General features: G+C 59.0%; 29 protein-coding genes and 1 tRNA gene. 3 read left to right on the top strand and 27 right to left on the bottom strand.

The genetic code is table 11. The annotated features are described in order from the left end of the window. The 10 genes from ACLTXB_RS11680 to ruvC all read right to left on the bottom strand — a co-directional run. Window positions 1-192, bottom strand: a 192-nt coding sequence (locus tag ACLTXB_RS11680) for a zinc-ribbon domain-containing protein (RefSeq protein ID WP_428227107.1), incomplete at its 3' end; no start/stop codon positions are given. A 69-nt stretch (window positions 193-261) separates the two neighbouring features. Continuing rightward, a complete protein-coding gene (locus tag ACLTXB_RS11675) occupies window positions 262-900 on the bottom strand; it encodes a sigma-70 family RNA polymerase sigma factor (RefSeq protein ID WP_428227106.1) in 639 nt (212 codons plus the stop codon). A gap of 207 nt (window positions 901-1,107) precedes the next feature. Further along, window positions 1,108-1,488, bottom strand: a complete 381-nt coding sequence (locus tag ACLTXB_RS11670) for an SdpI family protein (protein ID WP_428227105.1) — start codon at window positions 1,486-1,488, stop codon at window positions 1,108-1,110. An 18-nt stretch (window positions 1,489-1,506) separates the two neighbouring features. Beyond that, a complete protein-coding gene (locus tag ACLTXB_RS11665; protein ID WP_428227104.1) occupies window positions 1,507-1,920 on the bottom strand; it encodes a YrvL family regulatory protein in 414 nt (137 codons plus the stop codon). 18 nt (window positions 1,921-1,938) lie between these two features. Beyond that, window positions 1,939-3,006: a Holliday junction branch migration DNA helicase RuvB gene (gene ruvB, locus ACLTXB_RS11660; protein ID WP_008980605.1), complete on the bottom strand. Its 1,068-nt coding sequence runs from the start codon at window positions 3,004-3,006 to the stop codon at window positions 1,939-1,941. A gap of 36 nt (window positions 3,007-3,042) precedes the next feature. Next, window positions 3,043-3,216: a hypothetical protein gene (locus ACLTXB_RS11655; protein WP_428227103.1), complete on the bottom strand. Its 174-nt coding sequence runs from the start codon at window positions 3,214-3,216 to the stop codon at window positions 3,043-3,045. 12 nt (window positions 3,217-3,228) lie between these two features. Beyond that, a complete protein-coding gene (locus tag ACLTXB_RS11650; protein WP_428227102.1) occupies window positions 3,229-3,546 on the bottom strand; it encodes a DUF3784 domain-containing protein in 318 nt (105 codons plus the stop codon). An 8-nt stretch (window positions 3,547-3,554) separates the two neighbouring features. Continuing rightward, window positions 3,555-4,163: a Holliday junction branch migration protein RuvA gene (gene ruvA / locus ACLTXB_RS11645; protein ID WP_428227101.1), complete on the bottom strand. Its 609-nt coding sequence runs from the start codon at window positions 4,161-4,163 to the stop codon at window positions 3,555-3,557. A gap of 33 nt (window positions 4,164-4,196) precedes the next feature. Further along, a complete protein-coding gene (locus ACLTXB_RS11640) occupies window positions 4,197-4,628 on the bottom strand; it encodes a hypothetical protein (protein WP_428227100.1) in 432 nt (143 codons plus the stop codon). Between the two features lie 5 nt (window positions 4,629-4,633). Next, entirely contained in the window at window positions 4,634-5,155 is a 522-nt protein-coding gene (gene ruvC, locus ACLTXB_RS11635; protein ID WP_428227099.1) for a crossover junction endodeoxyribonuclease RuvC, read from the bottom strand. Between the two features lie 140 nt (window positions 5,156-5,295). Here ruvC and ACLTXB_RS11630 point away from each other — a divergent pair, with 140 nt between their 5' ends. Next, complete coding sequence (locus ACLTXB_RS11630; protein ID WP_428227098.1) at window positions 5,296-5,799, top strand: immunoglobulin-like domain-containing protein; 504 nt, start codon at window positions 5,296-5,298, stop codon at window positions 5,797-5,799. 97 nt (window positions 5,800-5,896) lie between these two features. Beyond that, window positions 5,897-6,439 carry a nitroreductase family protein gene (locus ACLTXB_RS11625; protein ID WP_110440656.1) on the top strand — a complete coding sequence of 181 codons (543 nt, stop codon included), beginning with the start codon at window positions 5,897-5,899 and terminating at the stop codon, window positions 6,437-6,439. A gap of 33 nt (window positions 6,440-6,472) precedes the next feature. On the opposite strand, the gene ACLTXB_RS11620 is transcribed toward ACLTXB_RS11625, so the two are convergent. Both ACLTXB_RS11620 and ACLTXB_RS11615 read right to left on the bottom strand, forming a co-directional pair. After that, window positions 6,473-8,101, bottom strand: a complete 1,629-nt coding sequence (locus ACLTXB_RS11620; RefSeq protein ID WP_428227097.1) for a SulP family inorganic anion transporter — start codon at window positions 8,099-8,101, stop codon at window positions 6,473-6,475. Between the two features lie 112 nt (window positions 8,102-8,213). After that, on the bottom strand, window positions 8,214-8,933 hold the full coding sequence (locus ACLTXB_RS11615; RefSeq protein ID WP_428227096.1) for a Bax inhibitor-1/YccA family protein: 720 nt from the start codon (window positions 8,931-8,933) through the stop codon (window positions 8,214-8,216). A 193-nt stretch (window positions 8,934-9,126) separates the two neighbouring features. Between ACLTXB_RS11615 and ACLTXB_RS11610 the strand changes: the two genes are divergently transcribed. Beyond that, window positions 9,127-9,200 (top strand) — tRNA-Gly (locus ACLTXB_RS11610). A 216-nt stretch (window positions 9,201-9,416) separates the two neighbouring features. Here ACLTXB_RS11610 and ACLTXB_RS11605 read toward each other — a convergent pair. The 15 genes from ACLTXB_RS11605 to scpB all read right to left on the bottom strand — a co-directional run bounded on the left by ACLTXB_RS11605 (window position 9,417) and on the right by scpB (window position 22,176). Further along, window positions 9,417-10,553 carry an aminotransferase class V-fold PLP-dependent enzyme gene (locus tag ACLTXB_RS11605; protein WP_428227095.1) on the bottom strand — a complete coding sequence of 379 codons (1,137 nt, stop codon included), beginning with the start codon at window positions 10,551-10,553 and terminating at the stop codon, window positions 9,417-9,419. Next, on the bottom strand, window positions 10,550-10,804 hold the full coding sequence (locus ACLTXB_RS11600) for a DUF3343 domain-containing protein (RefSeq protein ID WP_008980594.1): 255 nt from the start codon (window positions 10,802-10,804) through the stop codon (window positions 10,550-10,552). Before ACLTXB_RS11600 ends, ACLTXB_RS11605 begins: the two co-directional genes overlap by 4 nt. A gap of 98 nt (window positions 10,805-10,902) precedes the next feature. Continuing rightward, window positions 10,903-11,376 (bottom strand): 2-C-methyl-D-erythritol 2,4-cyclodiphosphate synthase, encoded by a 474-nt coding sequence (gene ispF / locus ACLTXB_RS11595; RefSeq protein WP_428227094.1) that lies wholly within the window; start codon window positions 11,374-11,376, stop codon window positions 10,903-10,905. Further along, entirely contained in the window at window positions 11,376-12,110 is a 735-nt protein-coding gene (ispD, locus tag ACLTXB_RS11590) for a 2-C-methyl-D-erythritol 4-phosphate cytidylyltransferase (protein ID WP_040648904.1), read from the bottom strand. The genes ispF and ispD overlap by 1 nt, the downstream gene beginning before the upstream one ends. Window positions 12,111-12,185: 75 nt before the next feature. Next, the gene (locus tag ACLTXB_RS11585) at window positions 12,186-12,662 is read right to left on the bottom strand and encodes a CarD family transcriptional regulator (RefSeq protein WP_008980593.1); all 477 of its coding nucleotides are present in this window, start codon (window positions 12,660-12,662) and stop codon (window positions 12,186-12,188) included. A 329-nt stretch (window positions 12,663-12,991) separates the two neighbouring features. After that, entirely contained in the window at window positions 12,992-14,938 is a 1,947-nt protein-coding gene (locus ACLTXB_RS11580; protein ID WP_008980592.1) for a bifunctional 4-hydroxy-3-methylbut-2-enyl diphosphate reductase/30S ribosomal protein S1, read from the bottom strand. After that, on the bottom strand, window positions 14,935-15,528 hold the full coding sequence (locus ACLTXB_RS11575; RefSeq protein WP_428227093.1) for a lysophospholipid acyltransferase family protein: 594 nt from the start codon (window positions 15,526-15,528) through the stop codon (window positions 14,935-14,937). The genes ACLTXB_RS11580 and ACLTXB_RS11575 overlap by 4 nt, the downstream gene beginning before the upstream one ends. Before the next feature lie 2 nt (window positions 15,529-15,530). After that, window positions 15,531-16,208: a (d)CMP kinase gene (gene cmk / locus ACLTXB_RS11570; protein ID WP_008980590.1), complete on the bottom strand. Its 678-nt coding sequence runs from the start codon at window positions 16,206-16,208 to the stop codon at window positions 15,531-15,533. A gap of 12 nt (window positions 16,209-16,220) precedes the next feature. Then, window positions 16,221-17,477: an NAD(P)/FAD-dependent oxidoreductase gene (locus ACLTXB_RS11565; protein WP_428227092.1), complete on the bottom strand. Its 1,257-nt coding sequence runs from the start codon at window positions 17,475-17,477 to the stop codon at window positions 16,221-16,223. Next, window positions 17,474-18,346 (bottom strand): MurR/RpiR family transcriptional regulator, encoded by an 873-nt coding sequence (locus tag ACLTXB_RS11560; protein WP_008980588.1) that lies wholly within the window; start codon window positions 18,344-18,346, stop codon window positions 17,474-17,476. The genes ACLTXB_RS11565 and ACLTXB_RS11560 overlap by 4 nt, the downstream gene beginning before the upstream one ends. 236 nt (window positions 18,347-18,582) lie before the next feature. After that, window positions 18,583-19,296, bottom strand: coding sequence for a pseudouridine synthase (locus tag ACLTXB_RS11555; protein ID WP_428227091.1), 714 nt, complete (start codon window positions 19,294-19,296; stop codon window positions 18,583-18,585). Between the two features lie 29 nt (window positions 19,297-19,325). Further along, complete coding sequence (locus tag ACLTXB_RS11550; RefSeq protein ID WP_428227090.1) at window positions 19,326-20,429, bottom strand: serine hydrolase; 1,104 nt, start codon at window positions 20,427-20,429, stop codon at window positions 19,326-19,328. Between the two features lie 76 nt (window positions 20,430-20,505). Then, the gene (locus tag ACLTXB_RS11545) at window positions 20,506-20,928 is read right to left on the bottom strand and encodes a GerW family sporulation protein (protein WP_008980585.1); all 423 of its coding nucleotides are present in this window, start codon (window positions 20,926-20,928) and stop codon (window positions 20,506-20,508) included. Continuing rightward, window positions 20,906-21,571, bottom strand: a complete 666-nt coding sequence (locus ACLTXB_RS11540) for a DUF2953 domain-containing protein (protein ID WP_428227089.1) — start codon at window positions 21,569-21,571, stop codon at window positions 20,906-20,908. Before ACLTXB_RS11540 ends, ACLTXB_RS11545 begins: the two co-directional genes overlap by 23 nt. Then, entirely contained in the window at window positions 21,568-22,176 is a 609-nt protein-coding gene (gene scpB / locus ACLTXB_RS11535; protein ID WP_008980583.1) for an SMC-Scp complex subunit ScpB, read from the bottom strand. Before scpB ends, ACLTXB_RS11540 begins: the two co-directional genes overlap by 4 nt. Window positions 22,177-22,178: the final 2 nt, after the last annotated feature.

The following is a 22,178-nucleotide window of genomic DNA, read 5'->3' as shown; positions in this document are numbered from 1 at the left end:
GCCGCAGGCAGCGCAGGTGGCAGTGAAATACTCACGGGGGCCGCGGGCAGCATTCTTACGGGCGTCGCGGCAAGCTTTGCAGCGCTGGGGCTCGTTCTGGAAGCCGCGCTCAGCGTAAAATTCCTGCTCACCAGCGGTAAAGGTGAACTCGTTGCCGCACTCTTTGCATACCAGGATCTTGTCTTCGTACATTGGATTTCCCTCTCTTTGACTCGTTGCCCAATTACCCAGATTTCAAGGATTGGACGGTTGTATTTGCGATCAGCTCTCGCTGGATGCGCCGGAAGAAGTTTGCCGGGCCACCTTGCGGCGGATGCGCTGCACGGCGTTGTCCACGGACTTTGGAGACCGACCGACCCGTTTTGCAATCTCTGCACAAGTGAGACCGCTTAAGTAGGGCGGCAGGATTTTCCCTTCGAGCTCAGATAACTGGCCCTTCAGAGCGTCAAGGCGCTCTCTCAGTTCCTCCCTGCCGATGATGACGTCTTCTGGGCTCTCTTCGCTGGAAAACAGATACGCGTTCGGGCCGTCAAAAAGAGGGGGTTCGAAAGAGACACTGTGATTAAGTGGAAGATGCTTATCCCCCTGGGCAGCGCGGACCGCGCTGTACAGGCGGTTGCGGACACAAACCTCCGCATAGGTCCGGAAAGATGCGTCCCGCCGGGCATCAAAGCCACGGATGGCGGACAGCAAACCCAGCATACCCTCCTGAAACAGGTCCTCACTGTCCCCTCCTGCCAAAAACAGGGGGCGGGCGCAGGCACGCACCAAGCGGCCGTAGCGGCGGACCAACTCTTCCGCCGCAGCGGCGCTTCCTGCTGCCGCCTGGAGACACAGCGCCTCGTCTGTGGGAGGCGGAGGCTGGGGCGTTTCCAATTTTTTGTTCCGGTTAAAACTCATAATAATCAAATTGACTGGTTTTGTCAAGGGGTATCGGGAAATTATTTGGCGTTTTTCCCATATTCATTCCAGTTTGTTCTATTATTTCCATAATATGCCATCGTTTTCTGGTCTTGATCTGGAAATTATTTTCCCTCAGGACCGGATCTTATGCCGCTTTTCCACAAATAAGCATAGCATAAAATTTCCCTACCGTCTATCACTTATTCAGCCAATTCTCCTGCCAAATTTGTCAAATTTTCGTTTTAATGCCTTTTCTACTGGAAAAATGGTGGCGATCATCACCACAACCTGGACCAAAACCACGCCCATAAGCCATATTCCCAGTGCTTGCGTATCTTTGCCCAGTCCGGACAACATGGCCAAAAGGCTCAGGGGCAGCATCACCGCCCCTGCCCGAAACCATAGCTTTCCGCATACCTGGTGGGCATAATCCCAGGTCTGTTGGTTTTTCATAGAACGGCTGGTGCGGTAACCATAGAGGGCATTGATCTTTTGGGGCGGTCTGTTCAAAAAACGCCATCCAAAGTACAGCATCACAGCGGGCACCAGCAGGCACATGGCAGTGCAGTACAGCCAAAAGCCCATCGTCCTCTCCCCTTTCGGTCAGTCATCCTTCTTTATGGGCTGGGTGATCAGTGCCGTTCCAAAGCCCAGAATGCACAAAGAGAGTCCGGTGGTGGACACACTGGCCATTAACCCGTCCGCAACCCAAAACGCGGCGATGGTAAACAAGGTATCCATTGGGATGTAAAGCAAATTCCCCTGCCGACGGTCCACCTTTCCCATGCGATACAGTGCCTTAGGCAGAGCCGTACTGATCAGATCCAGAGGCAGGCCAATCAGTTCCCCTAACAGGAAGTAGAGCAGCAGCTGTCCCACGCTGTCATAGCGAAACCCGAACAGCCTCATCACATTGCCGCCGACCAGAGCAACCACTGCAAACGTCCCGAACAAGAGCAAAATCATGATGCCGCTGCCCAACAGGCCCGCCAGCAATTTTTTCAGTTTTTCTTTCACTAAAGAGCGCCTCCGGGGTTAGAAACTCAGCTGGTCCAGCCCTCCGGACTCTCCGGGAACGCTGAGACCCAGATGCTGATAGGCCTTGGGGGTAACACAGCGGCCACGGGGGGTGCGGGTAAGGAACCCCAGCTGCATCAGATAGGGCTCGTACACGTCCTCCAGGGTCACCGCCTCCTCGTTGATGGTGGCCGCCAAGGTCTCCAGGCCCACCGGGCCGCCCCGGTAGTTCTCAATGATGGAGCGCAGCATCCGGTGGTCAATGGAATCCAGCCCCAGATGGTCGATCTCCAGGGCGGTGAGGGCCTCGTCAGCCACCTTTTTGGTGATAACGCCTCCCGCCCGCACCTGGGCAAAGTCCCGTACTCGGCGCAACATCCGGTTGGCAATACGGGGGGTGCCGCGGCTGCGGCGGGCGATCTCCATGGCTCCATCGTCCTCAATGGGCACGCCCAGAATACCTGCAGAGCGCTTGACGATCAGCGCCAGCTCCTCAGGGGTGTAAAGCTCCAGCCTTAACGTCACGCCAAAGCGGTCACGCAGGGGCGCGGACAGCTGCCCTGCCCGGGTGGTGGCTCCAATGAGGGTAAATTTGGGCAGGTCCAGACGGATGGAGTTGGCCGACGGACCTTTGCCGATGATGATGTCGATGGCGAAATCCTCCATGGCTGGGTAAAGCACCTCCTCCACCGAGCGGTTGAGGCGGTGGATCTCGTCCACAAAGAGGATGTCGTTTTCATTTAAGTTGGTGAGCAGCGCCGCCAGATCTCCTGCCTTCTCAATGGCAGGACCGGAGGTGATGCGCACATTTACCCCCATTTCATTGGCGATAATGCCGCTGAGGGTGGTCTTGCCCAAGCCGGGCGGGCCGTGGAGCAGCACATGGTCCAGAGGTTCGTTGCGCATTTTAGCCGCCTGGATAAAGACCTCCAGGTTTCCTTTGGCCTTCTCCTGGCCGATGTACTCCCGAAGGGTTTTGGGCCGCAGGGAATACTCCCCCTCGTCCTCCCGGGTGAGGGAGGTGGTCACCAGAGGCTCGCTGAGCTCCTCCGGGTCAAATTCTGGATTGGAAAAATCAATGGCCATATTTGTTTGGTTCCTCTCAAAATATATCGGTCCAAATCAGTACCGCAGAACAAAATAGATAACATATACCCAGCTGAGCAGGCCATGGAAAATGGCCCACCCTACCGAGTGCCAGGTGGTATAGGAAATGACCATGGCCAGGCAGGTGCCGAAGGTAATGCCGCTTTTCACCACGGTCTTGGTGGTTTTCTTTGTCTCCAAAGTGCTCATCCTTTCATCCTCTCACTTGGATTTCTTTTGGAAGCGGTTTCTGGTGTTGGCATAGATCACGGTCCCGAATGCCACCGCCAGGAAGGCGGCGATTCCCACCCAAAACAGCCACATGCCGACCACAAGTATCCCCAGTGCCATAATTCCCTGGCATCCGGCCAGGGCGAACATGATTTTGCCCATGAAGCGGCACAGGGCTTTCTCGTCATACCTGGCCTTCTCTGCCTTGGATGCGGTGTTGTACCCGGCAATGAGGAAAGCTCCCTTTCCCCGGGAGAAGATCAGCCCCAGCACAAGAAACAGGGCGATCATGATGAGAAAGACAATCATTATGGAGATTACCCCTTCATCATCTTTTTCAGGGCCTGCTTGATGATCTGCTCCAGGGTAAGACTGTCCAGGTCGATGCCCTTGAGGGCCACATTGATCTCCCCCTGGGTGTAACCCAGCACCGCCAGGGCGGCGCTGGCCTCGGAGAGCTTGTTTTCGGGAATGACGGTCACTCCGGTGCCGCCGTAGGCCTCCCCTGCCCCGTTCAGCGCCTGACCCTTGGCCAGCTTGTCCTTCAGCTCCAGAATCACCCGCTGGGCGATCTTCTTGCCGATACCCTGAGCGCAGGTGAGTGCCTTCTCATCCCCGGTGATGATGCTGAGGGCCAGATTGGCCGGGGTGTTGGAGGACAGAATAGACAAAGCTGCCTTGGGACCAACACCGGAAACAGAAATAAGCTGCTGAAACAGATTCAGCTCTTCCTGGGTGGCAAAGCCATAGAGCTCCATGGCGTCCTCCCGGACATTCAAGTGTGTAAAGACTTTTCCCTTTTCACCCTTTTTCAGTGCAGACAGGGTATAGCTGGTAGTGCGGCAGGCATAACCCACCCCGCCGCAGTCGATGACCACCAGGTAAGGCTCGATATGGGCCACGGTGCCATTGAGATAGTAAAACATAAGTTCCTCCATAAACCGTCCAATGGACGGCATTTATTCTTTGAGCAAATACCGGAACTCTCCGGCGTAGCAGATGTCCAGCTGAAACTCCAGGCAGCGCTCCCCCACGTTGAGGAAACCGTCCAGCTTCACCTGGTGATATCCGTAGGTCTCGTCCATGATATCCAGCGTCGCTTCTGAGTACTCCCGCAAAAAGTCCGCCACCGTCATTTTCCGTCCGGTGAAAGAGCCGTAGTTTCCGCACAGGACGCCTTGGTACTCCATCACATAGACGCAGGAGAAGTCCCAGTCGATGCCGGTGATCTCCACGTCTCCCTCCACCTGATTACAGGGCGGTGTGGTGCACACATAGCCGCACTGGGTGATAAGGCGCAGGATATCCTCCTCCACTTGCAGCTTCAAAATATAGGCGTCGTGGAGGCTGTAAGGCGGGTCGGGGTTTGGTTGTTTGACCATCGTTTTCATGGCACTTACCTCGTGTCGTATTTCTTGGGATCAAAGACCCGCTCCGTATTCAAAAGGGACGTGGCCGAGCGGCCATGGCAGATAGCCAGTGCCAGGGCGTCAGCGGCATCGTCGGGCCGTGGGATCTGCTTCATATTGAGAAGCCGCTGGGTCATCAGCATCACCTGGCGCTTGTCCGCGCCCCCGTAGCCCGCCACCGCCTGCTTGATCTGCATGGGGGTATACTCAAATACCGGCACCCCCAGCTTTTCCGCCGCCAGGAGGATCACCCCACGGCCATGGGCCACGGCGATGCCGGTGGTAATATTCTTACTGAAGAAAAGCTCCTCCACCGCCATCTCGTCGGGATGGAAGGTGCGGATCAGCTCCTCCATGTCGTTGGAAATTTGCAGCAGCCGGCTGGACAGAGGGATACCCGGCGGCGTGGTGATGACCCCGTACTGAATGAGGGTGTTTTTCCCTCGCTGGGCCTTAATGACCCCAAAGCCGATCGTGGCCACTCCGGGGTCGATGCCTAAGATGATCATGGATGCCTCCCCATGGAAAAGATACGTTGACATTGTACCACGGTTTGCTCAAAATGAAAAGGAGAACAAATTTCAGGGAACTTAGGCCGGGTTTCTCCGTCTAAAGGAATACAGAAGTCTATCACCGGGAGGTATCTCACATGAAACGATGGCTTACCCTTACCCTGGCCGGTCTGCTGGCCCTGTCCCTGGCTGGCTGCGGCAGTTCGGACGGCGCAGGCTCCTCTGCACCTCAGAAAATCAACTCCAGCTCCTCTGAATCATCCTCTGTCCAAACCACAGAGGACTCCTGGGGCCTCATCCTATCGGTGAAAAACGTGACCCCCACCGGCCTGACTTTAGTTATCACCCAGGAAGGCGGCAGCCCCACCGGCACCCTGCAGTATGGCAGCGACTACACTCTGGAGGTGGAACAGGACGGCGCGTGGCAGAACGTCCCCGACATCGTGGATGGAAACTTTGCCTGGGATGGTATGGCCTATCTGGTCACCATGGACGGAGAAACGGAACAGGCCGTGGACTGGGATTGGCTCTTCGGTCTCCTCTCCCCCGGCCACTACCGCTTAAGCAAAGAGTTTATGGATTTCCGGGACACAGGAGACTATGACACCCAGCTCTATGAGGTAGAATTTGATATCCCATAAGGAAGCAAGGGCAGGCCAAGCATGGTCTGCCCTTGACATTTTTCCCTCTGAGGGCTACCATACTTTTATTCTCAATCCCAAGTCAGGAGGAACCCATATGGACGCTCAGACCTGTATTCTCACCCGGCGCAGTGTGCGCCAGTTTACCGACCAGCCCGTGCCCCACGAGCTGCTGGAGGATGTGGTAGCCCTGGCTGCCTACGCTCCCAGTTGGAAAAACACCCAGATCAGCCGCTATCTGGCCATTGAAGACCCCGCTATGCGGGAGACCATCGCTTCGGAATACTGCCTGGCCGGGGCCAACAACCCCGCCATCATCCGCAGTGCTCCCCTGCTGGTGGCCCAGACCTTCGTAAAGAACCGCTGCGGCTACGAGCGGGACGGCTCCTTCACCACCGACCGGGAGGATGGCTGGCAGTATTACGACTGCGGCATCGCCGCTCAGACCTTCTGCCTGGCTGCCCACGACCTGGGTCTGGCTACCGTGATTATGGGCGTGTTTGACCGCAAGCGACTGCAGGAGTATCTCCAGGTCCCCGAGGATCAGGAGCTCATGGCACTCATCGCCGTGGGTTATCCCGCTCAGGTTGGCGGGGCTCCCAAGCGCAAGGGTGTAGACGTACTTCTGTCCTGGAAATAAAGGAACAGCGACGGCAATGCCGTCGCTGTTCCTTTATAGCTCCATAGCCCGCTTCAACGCTGCGTCAATGTTTGGACAGAAATTCTCCTTCCCAACCTGCTGGTAAAGTCCGGATTTTTTCAGCACCGACATGGGCTGCTCGTTCACATGGGAAAAGACCAGCTGCACTCCGGCACGGCCGCACTCCTCCCACAGCCGCCGAAGCCCCTTCAGGGCGGTGATATCCAGAGCGGGCACACTGCGCATGCGCAAAATCAGCACCCGTTTCTCTCCCCCCTCGTCGATATGGGGAATCTTATCCGCCGCGCCAAAGAACATGGGACCGTTGATCTCATAGACCATCACATGGACGGGCACGTGCTTGAACCGTCCCTTTCCGGCCTGGGTGTCCTCCACATATTCCCACTCTTCCACCACGGCCACATCGGCCATCCGCTTCATAAACAGCAGGCAGGCCAGAGTCAGGCCCACACCGATGGCCACCACCAGGTCAAAGGCCACCGTCAGGAAAAAGGTGAGCAGCAGCACCGCCGTATCACTCTTGGGAGACTGGCGGACCACCCGTACAAAGGTGCGCCAGCCGCTCATATTGTAGGCCACCACAAACAAGATGGCTGCAATGCAGGGCATAGGGATGAGCGCCGCATAGGGCATCAGCAGCACCAGCACCAACACCAGCACCCCCGCATGGACCATACCAGCCACCGGGGACACGCCGCCGTTTTTGATGTTGGCGGCGGTACGGGCAATGGCTCCTGTGGCCGGGATGCCGCCAAACAGCGCAGATGCCGTATTGCCCACACCCTGGGCCACCAGCTCCATGTTGGAGTTATGATGGGAGCCTGTCATCTCATCGGCCACTACGCAGGACAGCAGCGACTCGATGGCCGCCAGAATGGCGATGGTGAAGGCATCGGGCAGAACGGCCGCCACGATGTCATAATTGACCGTGGGCAGAGTAAATTGGGGCAGATCGGTGGAAATGGTATATAGATCCCCGATGGTGTTCACCGGCAGGTGCAGCAGCTTGACCATGGCCGCCGTGACGATCACTGCCACCAGCGAGGCAGGGATTTTGGCAAAAAATCTGGGCCAGACGATCTGAATGACCAGCGCCACACATCCCACCGCCACAGCACTTACGCTCCAGGTAGAAAAGCACGCAAAAAACTTCTCCAGCTTCTCTACCGTCTCAACGGGAGAGTTCTGGAAGGTGACGCCAAAGAAATCCTTCAGCTGCCCCACCACAATGGTCACCGCGATACCTGCCGTAAATCCGGTGGTGATGGTGTAGGGAATAAACTTGATCATGCTGCCCATACGCAGCACACCCATCAGGATCAGCAGGATACCGGCCAGCACCGTGGCCACAGCCAGGCCATCCATCCCGTTGCGGGCTACGATCCCCGCCACAATGGAGGCAAAGGCCGCGGTGGGACCGGCGATCTGGACCTTACTTCCTCCCAGGGCCGAGATCAGAAATCCCGCTACAATGGCCGTATACAAGCCCTGCTCCGGTGAAACACCGGACGCCAGGGCCAGGGCGATGGACAAAGGCAGGGCAATGATGGCCACAATGACGCCTGCCACCAGGTCCTTCATAAACTTTGCTCTGGAATAGTCCGCCAACGACTCCAGAAGCTGGGGCCTGAATAAGTACATAAAAAAGCTCCCTCCTAAAAAATAGCACACAGGGCTATTCTATCGGAGGGAGCATCTTTACGCAAGGGAAAAAGGTAATTTTGTAAAATTTTGTCCGACGCTGAGGTGCTTCTCAGTTCCTCTGCTTTCCCAAAAAGCGCAGCAGGTACAAAAAAAGGTTGATGAAGTCCATATACAGCTGCAGCGCGGAGAAAATGGAGGCATTCTCCATCATATCGGGATAGCCGGAATAGTAATAGTAAAACTTCCGGATACGCTGGGTATCATAGGCGGTATAACCCAGGAAGATGGCAACGCCAAACAGAGAAATCATGCTGTCAAAAGCGGTCATACCGGGAATAAACAGAGACAGCACCCCAAACAGGATAAGGAAAATAAGTCCGCTGAGCAGGATCGACTTGTATCCGGCCAGGCTGCGGCTGGTAAAGTGGCCATAGGCAGCCAGAGCGCCAAAGTAGAGAGCGGTGGCCAGGAAAATAAACACAATGCTGGTCAGTTGATACAGGTACAGCCAGGTAGAAGCGGTAACGCCCATCAGAGCAGAAAATACAAGAAACATCATCTGGGCTGAGGCTACCGACATTTTCTCAATCCGGGCCGATAGGCTGTATGACAAGATCAGCGTCACCACCAAAATCACCAGGTGAACGGTGGGAAACGCAGAAAACAGATACAGTGTCGCGTTGGTCATCCAGCCCACCAGGGCTACGCCAAAGGTGACCATCAGCCCCAGCATCATCCACAGAAAGGCGCGGGTGGTATATTGTGCCTCGGTAATTACGCCGCTGGGCGCGCCGTAGTCCCGGTCCAATTCATAAGGATCAAAAGCCATAAAAACAGCTCCTTTCAAAAGGAAAACCTCCCCCTCAGACCTCTTTCTGAGGTTGGCCTTATTATATCTGCTTTCTTGGAAAAAATCAATTCTTTCCGTTCCATGGCATCCCCGGGAAACGAGTCGGAAACGACAGGTAAGTTTTTCTTGCTTTCCGAAATAATTTATGTTATATTATTCAGGCAATCAACTTGCAGGTGTAGTTCAATGGCAGAATGTCAGCTTCCCAAGCTGAACACGGGGGTTCGATTCCCCTCACCTGCTCCAAGTCGGAGCAAGCGTTATATCGCTTGCTCCGACTTATTTTATAAGTCAGAGCAAGCTCATTTTGCTGCTCCTCCTTTCCAAATCACAACCGCTTACGCTGGGTTGTAATTTGGTTTTGGGTGCAAACCTAGCAGCTGCTCCATCTACACTGTTTCGCTGCTCCAAAACAAAAAGGACATCCTTCGGGATGTCCTTTTTATTTTGTGTCTTTTCGTTTTATACTCCGGCTCTGGAACAGACCTGCCGCAGCTGTCGGGCCGCGGCGTCCATCTCCCAGGGCTGGTTGAAGGCGGACACACTCAGGCGCACGGTCCCCTCCTCCAGCGTGCCCGCCGTCTTGTGGGCCAGAGGGGCGCAGTGCAGGCCTGCCCGCACGGCCACTCCCCGCCGTCCCAGCCGCTCTCCCAGCTCCTCGCTGTCCATTCCCTCCACCTGGAGGGAGAGCACCCCTGCCTGGGCTCTGGGGTCCTGGGCGCGGAACAGAGTGATCCCTGGGATTTGCTCCAAATTGGCGGACAGGCGGCAGATCAGTGCGCTCTCCCGGCGGCCGATGTTCTCCACTCCGGTTCGCCGCACAAAACGCAGCCCCTCCAACAGCCCGGCAATGCCTGTCACATTGTGGGTCCCCGCCTCCAGGCGGTCGGGCAAAAAGTCGGGCATGGTCTGCACCAGGGAGGCCGACCCCGTCCCCCCCTCCAGCAGAGGCTGTGGCGCCGTGTCGCCGCACAGGAGCAGGCCGGTGCCCTGGGGGCCATAGAGTCCCTTGTGCCCTGGCATGGCCATATAGGCCGTGCCCAGCGCCTCCATATCCAGAGGAACACACCCTGCCGACTGGGATGCGTCCACGATGAGCGGGACGTTTCGCTCCCGGCACAGCCCGGCAATCTCCTCCACGGGCAGGATGAACCCAAACACATTGGAGACGTGGCAGCACACCACGGCAGATACCTCCGGCGTGATGGCGCTCCGGAAGGCCTCCACCGCTCCCTTCCGGTCAAAAAGAGTGCTCTCGGCCACCCGCACCGTGACGTTAGGGATGGCATGAAGGGGCCGGGTGACGGCGTTGTGCTCATAACCGGAAATGACCACGGTGCTCCCCGGCCGCACCAGAGATTTGATGGCAATGTTCAGAGCGTGGGTGGCATTAAAGGTAAAAACCACCCGCTCCGGGTCGGAGAGGTGGAACAGGCGGGCGGCTTCCTGGCGGCAGGCAAAGGCGGTATCCGCCGCCGCCATGGCGGCGGAGTGTCCTCCCCGACCGGGACTGGCCAGATGCCCCATCGCCCAGGCCGAGGCCCGGGCTACCTGAGGCGGCTTTTGCAGGGTGGTGGCGGCGCTGTCCAAATAGATCACAGGCGCACCTCCTCATATCCGCCGCCGTTATCCGCCAGAAAGACCCGCTTGGGCGGCAGTCCCACCTGGTGCAGCACCGCCAGGGCGTCCTCCAGATCATGCTGGCGGATCTTGACGCAGTGGCTGCAGCCCTCTCCGGCAATCTGCCGGGGAGTACGGAAAATATGAGCCGTGATCCCCGCCCGCCCCAGAGCGGCGGCGGTGCGCTGGGCATAGGTGAGGGACCGGCAGATGATAAGATAATAGAGCATGACATGGCTCCTTTCTCGGGGGCCGGGACCATGCCGAGTCCTTCTCCCCTGGACCAGTCTATGCTCTATTTTTCTCTTTGCCCCTGCGGGGGCTTATTTTATTTTTGTTCCAGTAGGCACACCGCGTGGGCAGCAATGCCCTGCTCCGCACCGGTAAAGCCCAGCTTCTCCTCGGTGGTAGCTTTCACATTCACCTGTCCCGGCTCCACTCCCATGTGTCGGGCCAGATTGTCCCGCATTTGAGGGATATGGGGGGCCAGCTTTGGCTTCTGTGCCAGAATGGTAGCATCTACATTGCCTACCTTCCAGCCCGCCTGGTCCAGCAGAGCCATCACATGGTCCAGCAAAACCAGACTATCCGCTCCCTTGTAGGCCGGATCAGTATCCGGGAAGTGGCGGCCGATATCACCCAGAGCTGCCGCCCCAAGCAGGGCATCCATGACTGCATGGGTGAGCACATCGGCGTCCGAGTGGCCCAGCAACCCCAACGTGTGAGGTACCTCTACCCCACCCAGAATGAGTTTGCGCCCCTCTACCAGGCGGTGTACGTCGTATCCATGTCCAATGCGCATCACAGTACCCTCCCGTCTCTGGCGTCCAGGATCGCCTCGCCTAGGAACAGGTCCAATGGCGTGGTGATCTTGATATTCTCCCGGCTTCCCTGGGTGAGGGATACCTTCATCCCCAGCCGCTCCACGGCGGCGCAGTCGTCGGTGAGGGTCACACCCTCCTCCACCGCCTTTTCTACCGCTGCCCGGATGAGCCCCGCCTCAAACACTTGGGGCGTCTGCACTGCAAAGAGAGACGAGCGGTCCGGGGTCTCCACGGCCAGTCCGTTCTCTACCCGCTTGATGGTATCGGTCACCGGGATGGCGGGAGCGGCAGCTCCGGTGGCCTCCGCCTTTTCCAGCACCTCCCCTAAGACCTCCTGGGTCAGGAAGGGCCGCGCGCCGTCCTGGATGGCGATAAGCTCCGCATCCTGCCGCACTTCCCGCAGGCCGCACAGCACCGAGTTGATCCGCTCCTTGCCGCCTACTACAACCTTGCTCACCTTATCAAGGGCAAAGGCCTTGCACAGCTGGCTCACCTCCACCAGCAGGTCCTCCCGGGTGACCACCACGATCTCGTCGATGTCGTCACAGTTCTGGAACACCCGCAGGGTACGCACCAGCACCGGCACGTCAGCCAGAGGGGTAAGTACCTTGTCAATCCCCTCCATCCGGGTGGCAGAGCCAGCAGCTACTACCACCGCCGCACGCACCGTTTTTTTCTGCTTCCGCCCCAGCCGGGACAGCAATCCTGCCATATGTCTCACTCCTTGCAAAAGAGGAGCCCTTTCGGCCCCTCTTTCTCATCCTATTGTTCTGCCCCGGCAGATATGTCAAGCCAAGGCGTGGTCGATGCACGCCTCCACGTCCTCATAGCTGCTGCTCTGGCACATGACGATCTCAGAGATGAGGATCTGCTTGGCGGAGTGGAGCATCTTCCGCTCCCCGGTGGACAGCCCCTTCTGCACATCCCGAAGCATCAGTCCCTTTACCACCCGGGCCACCTCGAACAGGTCACCGCTTTTGATCCGCTCCATATTTTCCCGGTAGCGGCGGTTCCAGTTCTGCGTCATCTCCACCTGGATGTCCGGAATGGCTGCCAATACCCGGTCTGCCTGCTCCCGGTCCACAATGGGACGCACGCCGATCTCCTCACAGTTCTCTGTGGGCACCATGACCACCATGGCACGCACCGGCAGCTTCAACACATAGTATTCCCGCATGACCCCATTGACCTTCTTTTGTACGATGCTGTCTACGATACCCGCCCCGTGCATGGGGTGGACCACCTTATCTCCGATCTGAAACAACGCCTACACCTCCACTTCAGTCCGGAAAAGCCTGAACCTGCTTGTGCACGCTTGTTCTTTGGGTAGATTCAGTTCTCTCCGAGGCTCTTTCGTCAATTCCCTCACTTTGTTGGCTGCGCTCTCGTCATCCGTCTCCTGGGGGCACAGGGGACCAAATATGTATCCGCAGGGCTTTATTCTTTTTTATTATAACCACTTTTTCCCCGTTTGACAAGTTCTGCCCCAGGTTTCACAAATATTTTACCTGTCTTTCCCTGGGGCAGGGCTCATTGAGGCATAAAAAAGCGCTGCATCCGATGGTTCGGATACAGCGCTTGAGCGTATGAGGATTACTCCTCCACCTCGGGCTCCTCCTCAGCGGGAGCAGCCTCCAGCAGAGCGCGGATGGACAGGGAGACCTTCTTGTTCTCCATATCCACGTCGGTGATCTTCACGTCCACCTTATCGCCCTCAGCCAGCACGTCGCCGGGCTTCTCGATGCGGTGATCGGCGATCTGGGAGATGTGGATCAGGCCGTCCACGCCGGGAACGATCTCGGCGAAGGCGCCGAAGGTCATCAGCTTCACGATGCGAACGTTGGCCACGTCGCCCACCTGATAGGTGCTGGTGAAGACAGTCCAGGGATCCTGGCTGTGATCCTTCATGCCCAGAGAGATCTTCTTCTTCTCGGGGTCAGCGGAGATGACATACACGTCCACGGTGTCGCCCACCTTCACCACCTCAGAGGGGTGCTTGATGCGGGACCAAGACAGCTCGGAGATGTGGACCATGCCGTCCACGCCGCCGATGTCCACGAAGGCGCCGTAAGAAGTCAGGGACTTCACGGTACCGGTATAACGCTTGCCGTCCTCGATCTCGGCCCAGACCTTCTCGGCGGCGGCAGCACGCTCAGCGCGCAGCACGCGGCTGATGGAACCCACCACGCGGCGGCGGGCACGGTTGACCTCGGTGATCACCAGGCGCACCTTCTGCTTGAGCAGGGTGCTCATGGGGGTCTCGCGGGGCAGACCAGTCTGAGAAGCGGGAACGAACACGCGGATGCCCTTCACGGACACGACCACGCCGCCCTTGTTGTCCTCAGTGACCACGCCCTCCAGCACGGTCTCGTTCTCACGGGCGGTCTCAATCTCCTCCCAGCCCTTGACAACGTCCAGGCGCTTCTTGGACAGGGTGACAACACCCTCCTGGTCGTTGACGCGGACCACAAAGGTCTCGATCTCGTCGCCGACCTTGACCAGATCCTCCACCTTGGCAGTGGGATCATCAGTCAGCTCGGATACGGGAATATAACCGGCGTGCTTGGTGCCCAGATCAACCTGGATCTCAGTGGGTGTGATCGCAACCACAGTACCAGTTACCTTATCCCCCGTATTCAAAGTTTTGATCGACTCCTCCAGCAGCTCCGCAAAGGATTTTTCGATCTCCATGATTTCATCGCTCATTTTGTCACAGACCTCCTTTATTATCCACGCGGGAGTCGAAGCACCCGCCGTGATGCCGACAACTTCTGCCTGGGCCAGCCGGCTTAAATCCAGGTCCGCTGCGCGCTCAATGAGCTGCACATCCGGACAGGACTCCCGGCAAATCTCCGCCAAGCGTTTGGTGTTGGAGCTTTTACCGTCGCCGATGACCACCATTTTGTCGCACTGCGCGGCGAACTGATGGGCTTCCTCCTGGCGTTTCGATGTCGCTCCGCATATTGTATCAAAAAATTCCGCGTTTGTACACTCTTTTTTTGCTTTTTTCACGCACCCGTCCCAGATTTTTCTGGTAGAGGTGGTTTGAGAGACAAAAGTCAGCGGAAGATTTTTCCTGTTTTCGTCCTCCTGGAGCCACGCTTCCAGCTCCTGGGCGCCGGAGAGCACCACCGGATGGCTGCACCAGCCAGCAATGGCAGTCACTTCCGGATGATGGGGCGTGCCGATGATCACCGGCTGTCTCCCCTGCTCCTCCGCCTGGGAAACGATCTGATGGATACGCTTGACGTTTGGGCAGGTGGCGTCCAGAATGCGGGCTCCCCGCTTCTCCAGGCGCTCATAGGTCTCCCGGCTCTCCCCGTGGGAGCGGATGATTACGCCGCACCCCTGGGGCACCTGGTCGGGATCCTCTACTACCTTCACGCCCTGGCTGGCCAGGCGGTCCACCACATCGCTGTTGTGGATGATATAGCCCAGCATGACACAGGGCTCTCCGGACTGGGCGGCTGACTCAGCCAGCTCCACCGCCCGCTTCACACCGTAGCAAAAGCCGGCGGACTTGGCCAGACGGATTTTCATTCCAACCCCTCCCCCAGCTGGTGGATCTGGTCCATCACGGTATGGGTGATCTGGTCCAGCTCCTCCGCGGTCGCTTTCCGCCCCGCGATCTGGGGATGGAAGGGCTGTCCGAAGACCACCGTAGTAGGCCGGAACCAGGGCTTTTTCCGGGTGACATATATCGGCAGGATGGGGCTTCCCGTGCGGGTGGCAAACAGGGCCACGCCCCCCTTGGCCGCCACATCCTCCCCCTCATGGACTCGGGTCCCTTCGGGGAAAATCAGCAGCTTGCCCTCTCCCTTCAGGCAGGCAAGAGCGGATTTGACCGCCTTGACATCGGCGTGGCCGCGGTCCACATAGATGACCCCAGCCTTGCCCAGCAGCCAGCCGATCAGGGGCACCCGGGACAACTCGATCTTGGCCATGGGCCGGATCTGGTAGCGCATCTTTGCTGCAAAGCAGACAAACAGTGGATCGGTCAGGGCGGTGTGGTTAGCGCACAGCACCACGGCCCCCTCCGGGATATTCTCCCGGCCAACGGACCGCACCGGGTGGCACAGACAGAAAAATGGCTTTACAATGCAGTACAGCAGCCGATAAATCGTTTCCATACTCACAGGGCGATTCTCTCCCTTACCAGATTGATCAAGGCCTCCAGGCTGCCCTTCAGATCCAGATGGGTGGTATCCAGCTGCACCGCGTCCTCGGCCTGACGCAGGGGAGCCACTTCCCGGTGGGCATCCTGATAATCCCGTTGCTGGATATCGTGGAGGATCTCAAAAAATTCCGCCTTCTCCCCCCGCATCTCCAGCTCCAGACAGCGGCGGCGGGCACGGGCTTCGGGATCGGCCGTGAGGAAGATCTTCACCCCGGCATGGGGCAGCACCACCGTGCCGATGTCCCGCCCGTCCATGACCACGTCGTGCTCCTGAGCCTGGCGGCGCTGGAAGTCCAGCAGGAAGGCACGCACCTGGGGCAGGGCGGCCACCTGGGAGGCCATGCCGGAAATCTCATGGTGCCGGATGTCCTCGGACACATCCTTGCCCGACAAGTACATATGCTGTACACCGTCTTCCCCGTAAGCCATACGAAGGTCCAGTCCCTCCAGCAGCGGAGCTACCTGCTCCGGATCAGAGGGATCGGCTCCTTCCTGCTTGCAGCGAAGGGCTACCGTGCGGTAAATGGCTCCGGTGTCCACATACAGATAGCCGATCTCTTTGGCCAGCGCTCGGGCCAGGGTACTCTTCCCTGCCCCGGCGGGGCCGTCGATGGCGATACTGCGATTTTCCATAGTTCTCTCTCCCTATGCGTTTTCTTCTCCGGTTTCCTGAGCCGCATGGGCCGCGCTCTCTCCTGCGCAGCGGCCGGTGGCCCAGGCGATCTGGAGATTGAAGCCTCCTGTGTAGGCGTCCACGTCCAGCAGCTCTCCGGCCAGATACAGCCCGGGAACTTTCTTGGACTCCATGGTCTTGGGGTCTACCTCCCCCACCTTCACCCCGCCGGAGGTGACAATCGCCTCGGTAATGGGGCGGGGACCTTTTACGTGGATGGTAAGCCCCTTCAGGGTCTCCAGCAGCCGCCGGCGCTCCTGACGGGTCACATCGTGGGCCTTCCGGTTTCCGGGAATTTGAGTCAGTTCCAGCAGCACAGGCACCAACAGCCGGGGCGCCAGAGCACCCAGCAGATTGTGCATGTCCCGGTTGGCGTTCTCACCCAGCTCCCGCAAAAGACGCTGGTCCAGCTTCTCCTCATCCAGAGCGGGCTTGAGGTCAATGACGCAGGTGTACTGGTCCTTCTCAAAGTCCCGCATGTGGGCGCTGGCGCTGAGCACCAGGGGACCTGACATGCCGAAGTGGGTGAACAGCAGTTCCCCCTGCTCCTGGAAGATCACTTTTTTCTTTTTGTTTTTGACCTTCAGCACCACATTTTTCAGGGCCAGGCCCTGCATCTGGGCACAAAAAGACTCCTCCGCCTCCAAAGGCACCAGAGAGGGCTTGGCCGGGACAATGGTATGCCCCAGGGCCTCAGCCATAGTGTAGCCGTCTCCGGTGGAGCCGGTTGCGGGGTAGGACGCCCCTCCGGTGGCCAGCACCACCGTCCGGGCGGAATATTCGCCTCCCTCTCCCACCGCAGTGAAGGAGCCGTCCTCTTGAGGACGCAGCTCCAGGACCCGGTCCTGGAGGATGGGCACCTTGCGGCGCTGGAGAGCGCGGAATAATGCGTCAATGATATCCGCAGAGCGGTCAGACTGGGGAAAAACCCGGTTTCCCCGCTCCACCTTCAGGGGCACGCCCAGCTCCTCAAAGAAGTTCTCCACCCACTGAGGCGGTGTGCGGGTCATGGCCCCGTAGAGAAAGCGGCTGTTTCGGGGGGTGCTGGCAAGCACCTGCTCCACGCCGCAGTGGTTCGTCACGTTGCACCGGCCCTTGCCGGTAATATACAGCTTGCGCCCCACCTTGGGGTTGCGCTCCAGCAGGCACACCTGGGCACCCTGATCTGCGGCGGCCAGGGCCGCCATCATTCCTGCGGCTCCGCCGCCAATTACCAATACATCTGTCATACCTGGTCGTCCTGAGCCTTCTGATAGACCCCGTACTCCTCCCAGATCTGCTCCAACGTCTGGAAGGTCTTGGACAGATCCTCATTTTTCTTCCGGCTGACCTCCACCAGCAGGGCATTGACCAAGCTGAGGGGAGCCACCAGAGAGTCCACAAAGGAAGCCATATCGCTGCGGGCCTTCAGGGTGTACTTGGAGCTGACGGCCAGGGGCGAGGCATCGCTGTCGGTGATGGCGATGGTAGTAGCGCCCCGATCCCGGGCAAAGTTCATGGCCTGCACCGCCCGGCTGGAATACCGGGGGAAGCTGATGCCGACGACCACGTCCCCCTCCCCTACCCGCAGCAGGCTCTCAAAGACCTCGCTGGGGGTGTTGGCGGTGATCATGGCCACGTTATCAAACAGCAGATTGAAATAGAAGCCAAGGAAGGTAGCGATAGCCGCAGAGGAGCGCACACCGATGATGTAGATGCGCCGGGCGGCCACGATGGCATCGGTAGCCTTGTCAAAGCTGTCCCGGTCGATATCCTCCAGGGTGAGACGAATCTTCTCAATATCCGACTGGAGGACCATGTCCAGCACATTCTGGTCGCCGATGCGGTCATTGGCCACCTCGATGCGCTGCACCGACGTGAGCCGGTTTCGGATCATTTTTTGCAAGGACTTTTGCATGCTGGGGTAGCCGTCATAGCCCAGCTCTGCGGCGAAGCGGACCACGGTGGACTCGCTCACATTCACCCGCTTGCCCAGACGGCTGGCGGTCATAAAGGCCGCCTTATCGTAAGACTCCAAGATATAGTTGGCAATGCGTTTTTGCCCCTTGGAGAAGGTATTCATATTTTCCTGGATCACGGCCAGAATATCCCGATTCATAATCCTTCATCTCCTGACAATGTAGGCCCCTTCCTGCATGGAAGAAGCCGTCTGTCTCTCTCCCCGCTCTGCCCGCCCCGCTCTTGGCGGCCAACCAGGGAGTTTTCCGGGAAAGGATGCCGGGAAACGGCAAAATTCCCATCCTCTATCATAACGGTTCCAAGAAAAAAATGCAAGCCATTTTTGCAAGTCCGCGCTGGAATCTTGCAAAAATTTGCCTGCATTTTCCCAAGATATTACAAATGCTTCCGCAGAGCCGCCAGTTCCTGGGCGGTCAGCGGCCGCCACTGTCCCGGCTTGAGCTTCCGGTCCAGGGACACCTGTCCCTCCCGGATACGTTTGAGCCGTGTGACCTCCAGTCCCGCCTGGGCGCACATCCGCCGCACCTGGCGGTTTTTCCCCTGATAAATGGTAATGGACAGCTGGGTCACCCCGCCGCTCTCCCGGCCCCGGGCTACCTTGGCCGGAGCCAGCGGCTCTCCGTCCAGCTCCATAGGTCCGGACAGAATGGGCAGGGCTGTTTCCACATTCCCGGTCACCCACACCAGATATTCCTTTTCCACCTGATGGCTGGGATGGAGCAGACTGTTGGTCAGCTCCCCATCGTCGGTCATGAGCAGCAGCCCCTCGGAGTCCAGGTCCAACCGTCCCACCGGCCAGACCCGCTTTCCGCAGCCCGACACCAGAGCGGCCACCGTTTTGCGCCCCTTCTCATCAGACAGCGTGGTCACGTAGCCCCTGGGTTTGTTGAGCATGAGGTATGTACGGGGGCTGCCCCCCCGCAGAGGACGGCCGTCCACCTCTACCCGATCCCGGTCCAGGTCGGCCCGGTCTCCCAGCTGAGCCGGAAGGCCATTTACCGTTACCCGTCCCGCTGTGATCCACTCCTCCGCCGTACGGCGGGAAGCCAATCCGCACTGGGAAATCAATTTTTGCAGCCGTTCCTCCAAGGAGACCGCCCCTTTCTTGTTTCATCTGTTTATCCAAACAGCCAATCCAGCCATCCGGTATGCTCCTGTCGGTCCCGATGGACCGCAATGGCACAGGAGAGATCGCTCTCTCCCACCACTTCCCCGTTCAGCAGCACCTCTACCCGCCCCATGGGCACGCCCGCCTGCACCGGAGCCTCCAGGCTGGTGAGGCCGCCCAGTTCCAGGCGCGTCTCCAGGCTCTCGCCCGGCCCCACCGGCCAGCGCAGGGTCTCCTCCGCTTTTAGAGAAACAAAGGGCACTAAGCTGCCGGAGACAGGCAGGCTGCACAGGCTCTGTCCCGCCGTCACCGCCTCTTCCATCTGGTAGTTTGCAAACCCGTAGTCCAGCATGGCGGCGTGGTCCGCCCAGTCGCTGGGCGCGTTGAGGGTGACGGCAATGAGGGTCATACCGTCCCGCTCCGCCGCCGACACCAGGGTGCGCCCCGCCGCCTGGGTGTAGCCCGTCTTCATCCCCACGCACCCCTCATAGCGCCAGAGAAGCTTGTTGTGGTTAACAAAGGTTCGCCCCTCCATGGTGGTGGAACGGGTGGCCGTGATTTCCTTCAGCTCCGGCACATCCAGGCAGGCCCTGGCCAGCAGAGCCATGTCGTAGGCCGAGGAGTAGTGCTCCTCCCCGTCCAGCCCGGTGGGGTTGGTAAAATGGCTGTTGGTCATGCCCAGCTGCTGTGCTTTCTCGTTCATCTTCTGGGCAAAGGCCTCCAGGCTGCCGGCGCAGTAGAGGGCCACTGCAGTAGCCGCATCGTTGCCCGATTGAAGCAGCATACCATATAGCAAGGTTTTCAGCTTTACAGTTTCTCCCGCCTTTAGATAGAGGGAGGAACCCTCTACCCCGGCCGCTTCAGCCGGAATGGTCACGACCTCCTCCAGACTGTGCCCTGATTCCAGGGCCACCAGGGCGGTCATCAGTTTGGTGGTGCTGGCAATGAGCCGGGGGGTGTCCGCGTCCTTGGCGTACAGCACCCGGCCGCTCTCCGCCTCCATGAGCACCGCGCTCTGGGCCGAAACGGTTACCTCCGCTGCATCCGCTCGGGGCAGCAGGGCAAAACACAGCGCCGCTGCCAACAGCACTCCCGTTCCTCTTCTCAACCCCATCTCCTCCTTTCGGATCTCTGGGGTTAGGATGACCGGTTTTCTCCGTTTCTTGCAGCGGCGCTGAAAAAAGCGCGAATCAGTCGGCCAGATCGGTCTCCGCCTTGGCGGCTGACTTGGCCTGCTGCTTGTCAATAAAGTCGGTGACCTTGTCCACTACCTCGGGCACGGTCTCGATCACCCGATCCAGGGTAGTAGCGGGCGGGGGCATCACGGGTAGCAACTTGACGCTGTCACCCCGCACGATGAGAAACGCTACCGGGTCCACCTTGCCGCTGGCTCCGGTGCCGCCGCCGAAGGCGTTGTCGCCTCCCACGGCCTGCTTTTTGGTAGAGTACTCCGTACCGCCGCTGGCGATGCCGAAGGACAGGCGGGATACGGGAATGAGGGTCACATCCCCCGCCTGAATGGGCTGACCCACCACGGTGTTGGAGTCGGCCAGGGCGCGGAGCTTGTCCGCCGCCACACTCATAAGATCATTAAGAGGATGCTGCTTTTCCATCGTTGCGACCGCCTTTCTCTGCGTCATTTGTGTCTCTGCGGGTCTCCCGCAAAATATTCAGGGCTGCCGCGCCGTAGCGCAGGCCCAGCCATACCAGCTGTCCGATTGTCAGGGTCATCTGGAGCCGGCCCCAAACAGCCCAGTGCTCCTGCTGAAAGTCCACATCTACTCGGGCTCGGCCATCTTTTACCCGAAACGCCTCGTTGAGCGGTCCCCACAGGGCGCCCAGCGCCGCGCTGGCCTTGCCGTAGTCCATAGCCGCGTCCGCCGGGTCAGGGCTGCCCACGATCAGGTCCAGCTCCAGCACATCGATACACAGCTTGCGCCGGAAGCTCCCTGCCGCCTCCAGAGCCAGGGAAAGAAACCGCCGCACCAATGTGACGATCTGCTCCCGGGTAAAGGGCTTTCGGGGCTTGCCCTCTTTTTTGGGCTTTTTCTCCTTAGCCGGTTTGCTTTTTTTCTCTTTGGCCGGTTTTGTCGGGGTCTTTTTTGGCCGGGGATAGAGCGTGATGCTGGCCGGACCCAGCTGCAGCCAGATCCGGTTTCCTTCCTCCCGGGTGCGGGAGACTCCTGCCCCCAGCGGAATACGGCCAATGAGCCAAATCAGCAGGACCACCGCTCCGGCAATGATCCAGCCGGTCATTTTTCCTCTTCCGGGGCCGCTTCCCCGGCCTCCTCAGCCCGCAGGCGCTCCACCGCCTGTTCCAGCTCCAGGGTCATCTGGCTGCCTTCCTGAGAGCCATCCGGCAGCGGAGGCAGCTCCTCCAGAGAGGCCATGCCAAAGGAGCGCAGGAAATTTTTCGTGGTGCGGTACAAAATCGGTCGGCCCGGCACAGCCAGGCGGCCGCTCTCTTCAATCAGCTCCCGCTCCAGCAGCAGACCTACGGTATAGGCGCTGTCCACCCCTCGGATCTGATCCACATAGGCACGGGTCACCGGCTGGTAATAGGCGATGATGGCCAGGACCTCCAGGGCAGGCTGGGACAGGCGGGGCGGCTTGCGCCCCTCCAGGGTCTTGCGGATATAGGGGGCATACTCCGGGGCGGAGCACATCTGATAGCTGGCGTCCATACGCACAATGCGGATGCCCCGGCGCTCATAGCGGTAGCGGTCCATGAGCTGGCGGGCCACCGCGTCCAGGGTCGGCCGGTCGGTCTCCAAACTCAGGCACAGCCGCTCCACGCCGACCGGCTCTCCCGCTGCAAACAGGATGCCCTCCAGCGCGGCCTCCAATTCCTTCACTTCCATGG

The organism is Flintibacter sp. (assembly GCF_046973065.1).
The sequence above is the reverse complement of the archived record's forward strand: the minus strand, read 5'-3'. Positions and strand labels throughout refer to the sequence as shown.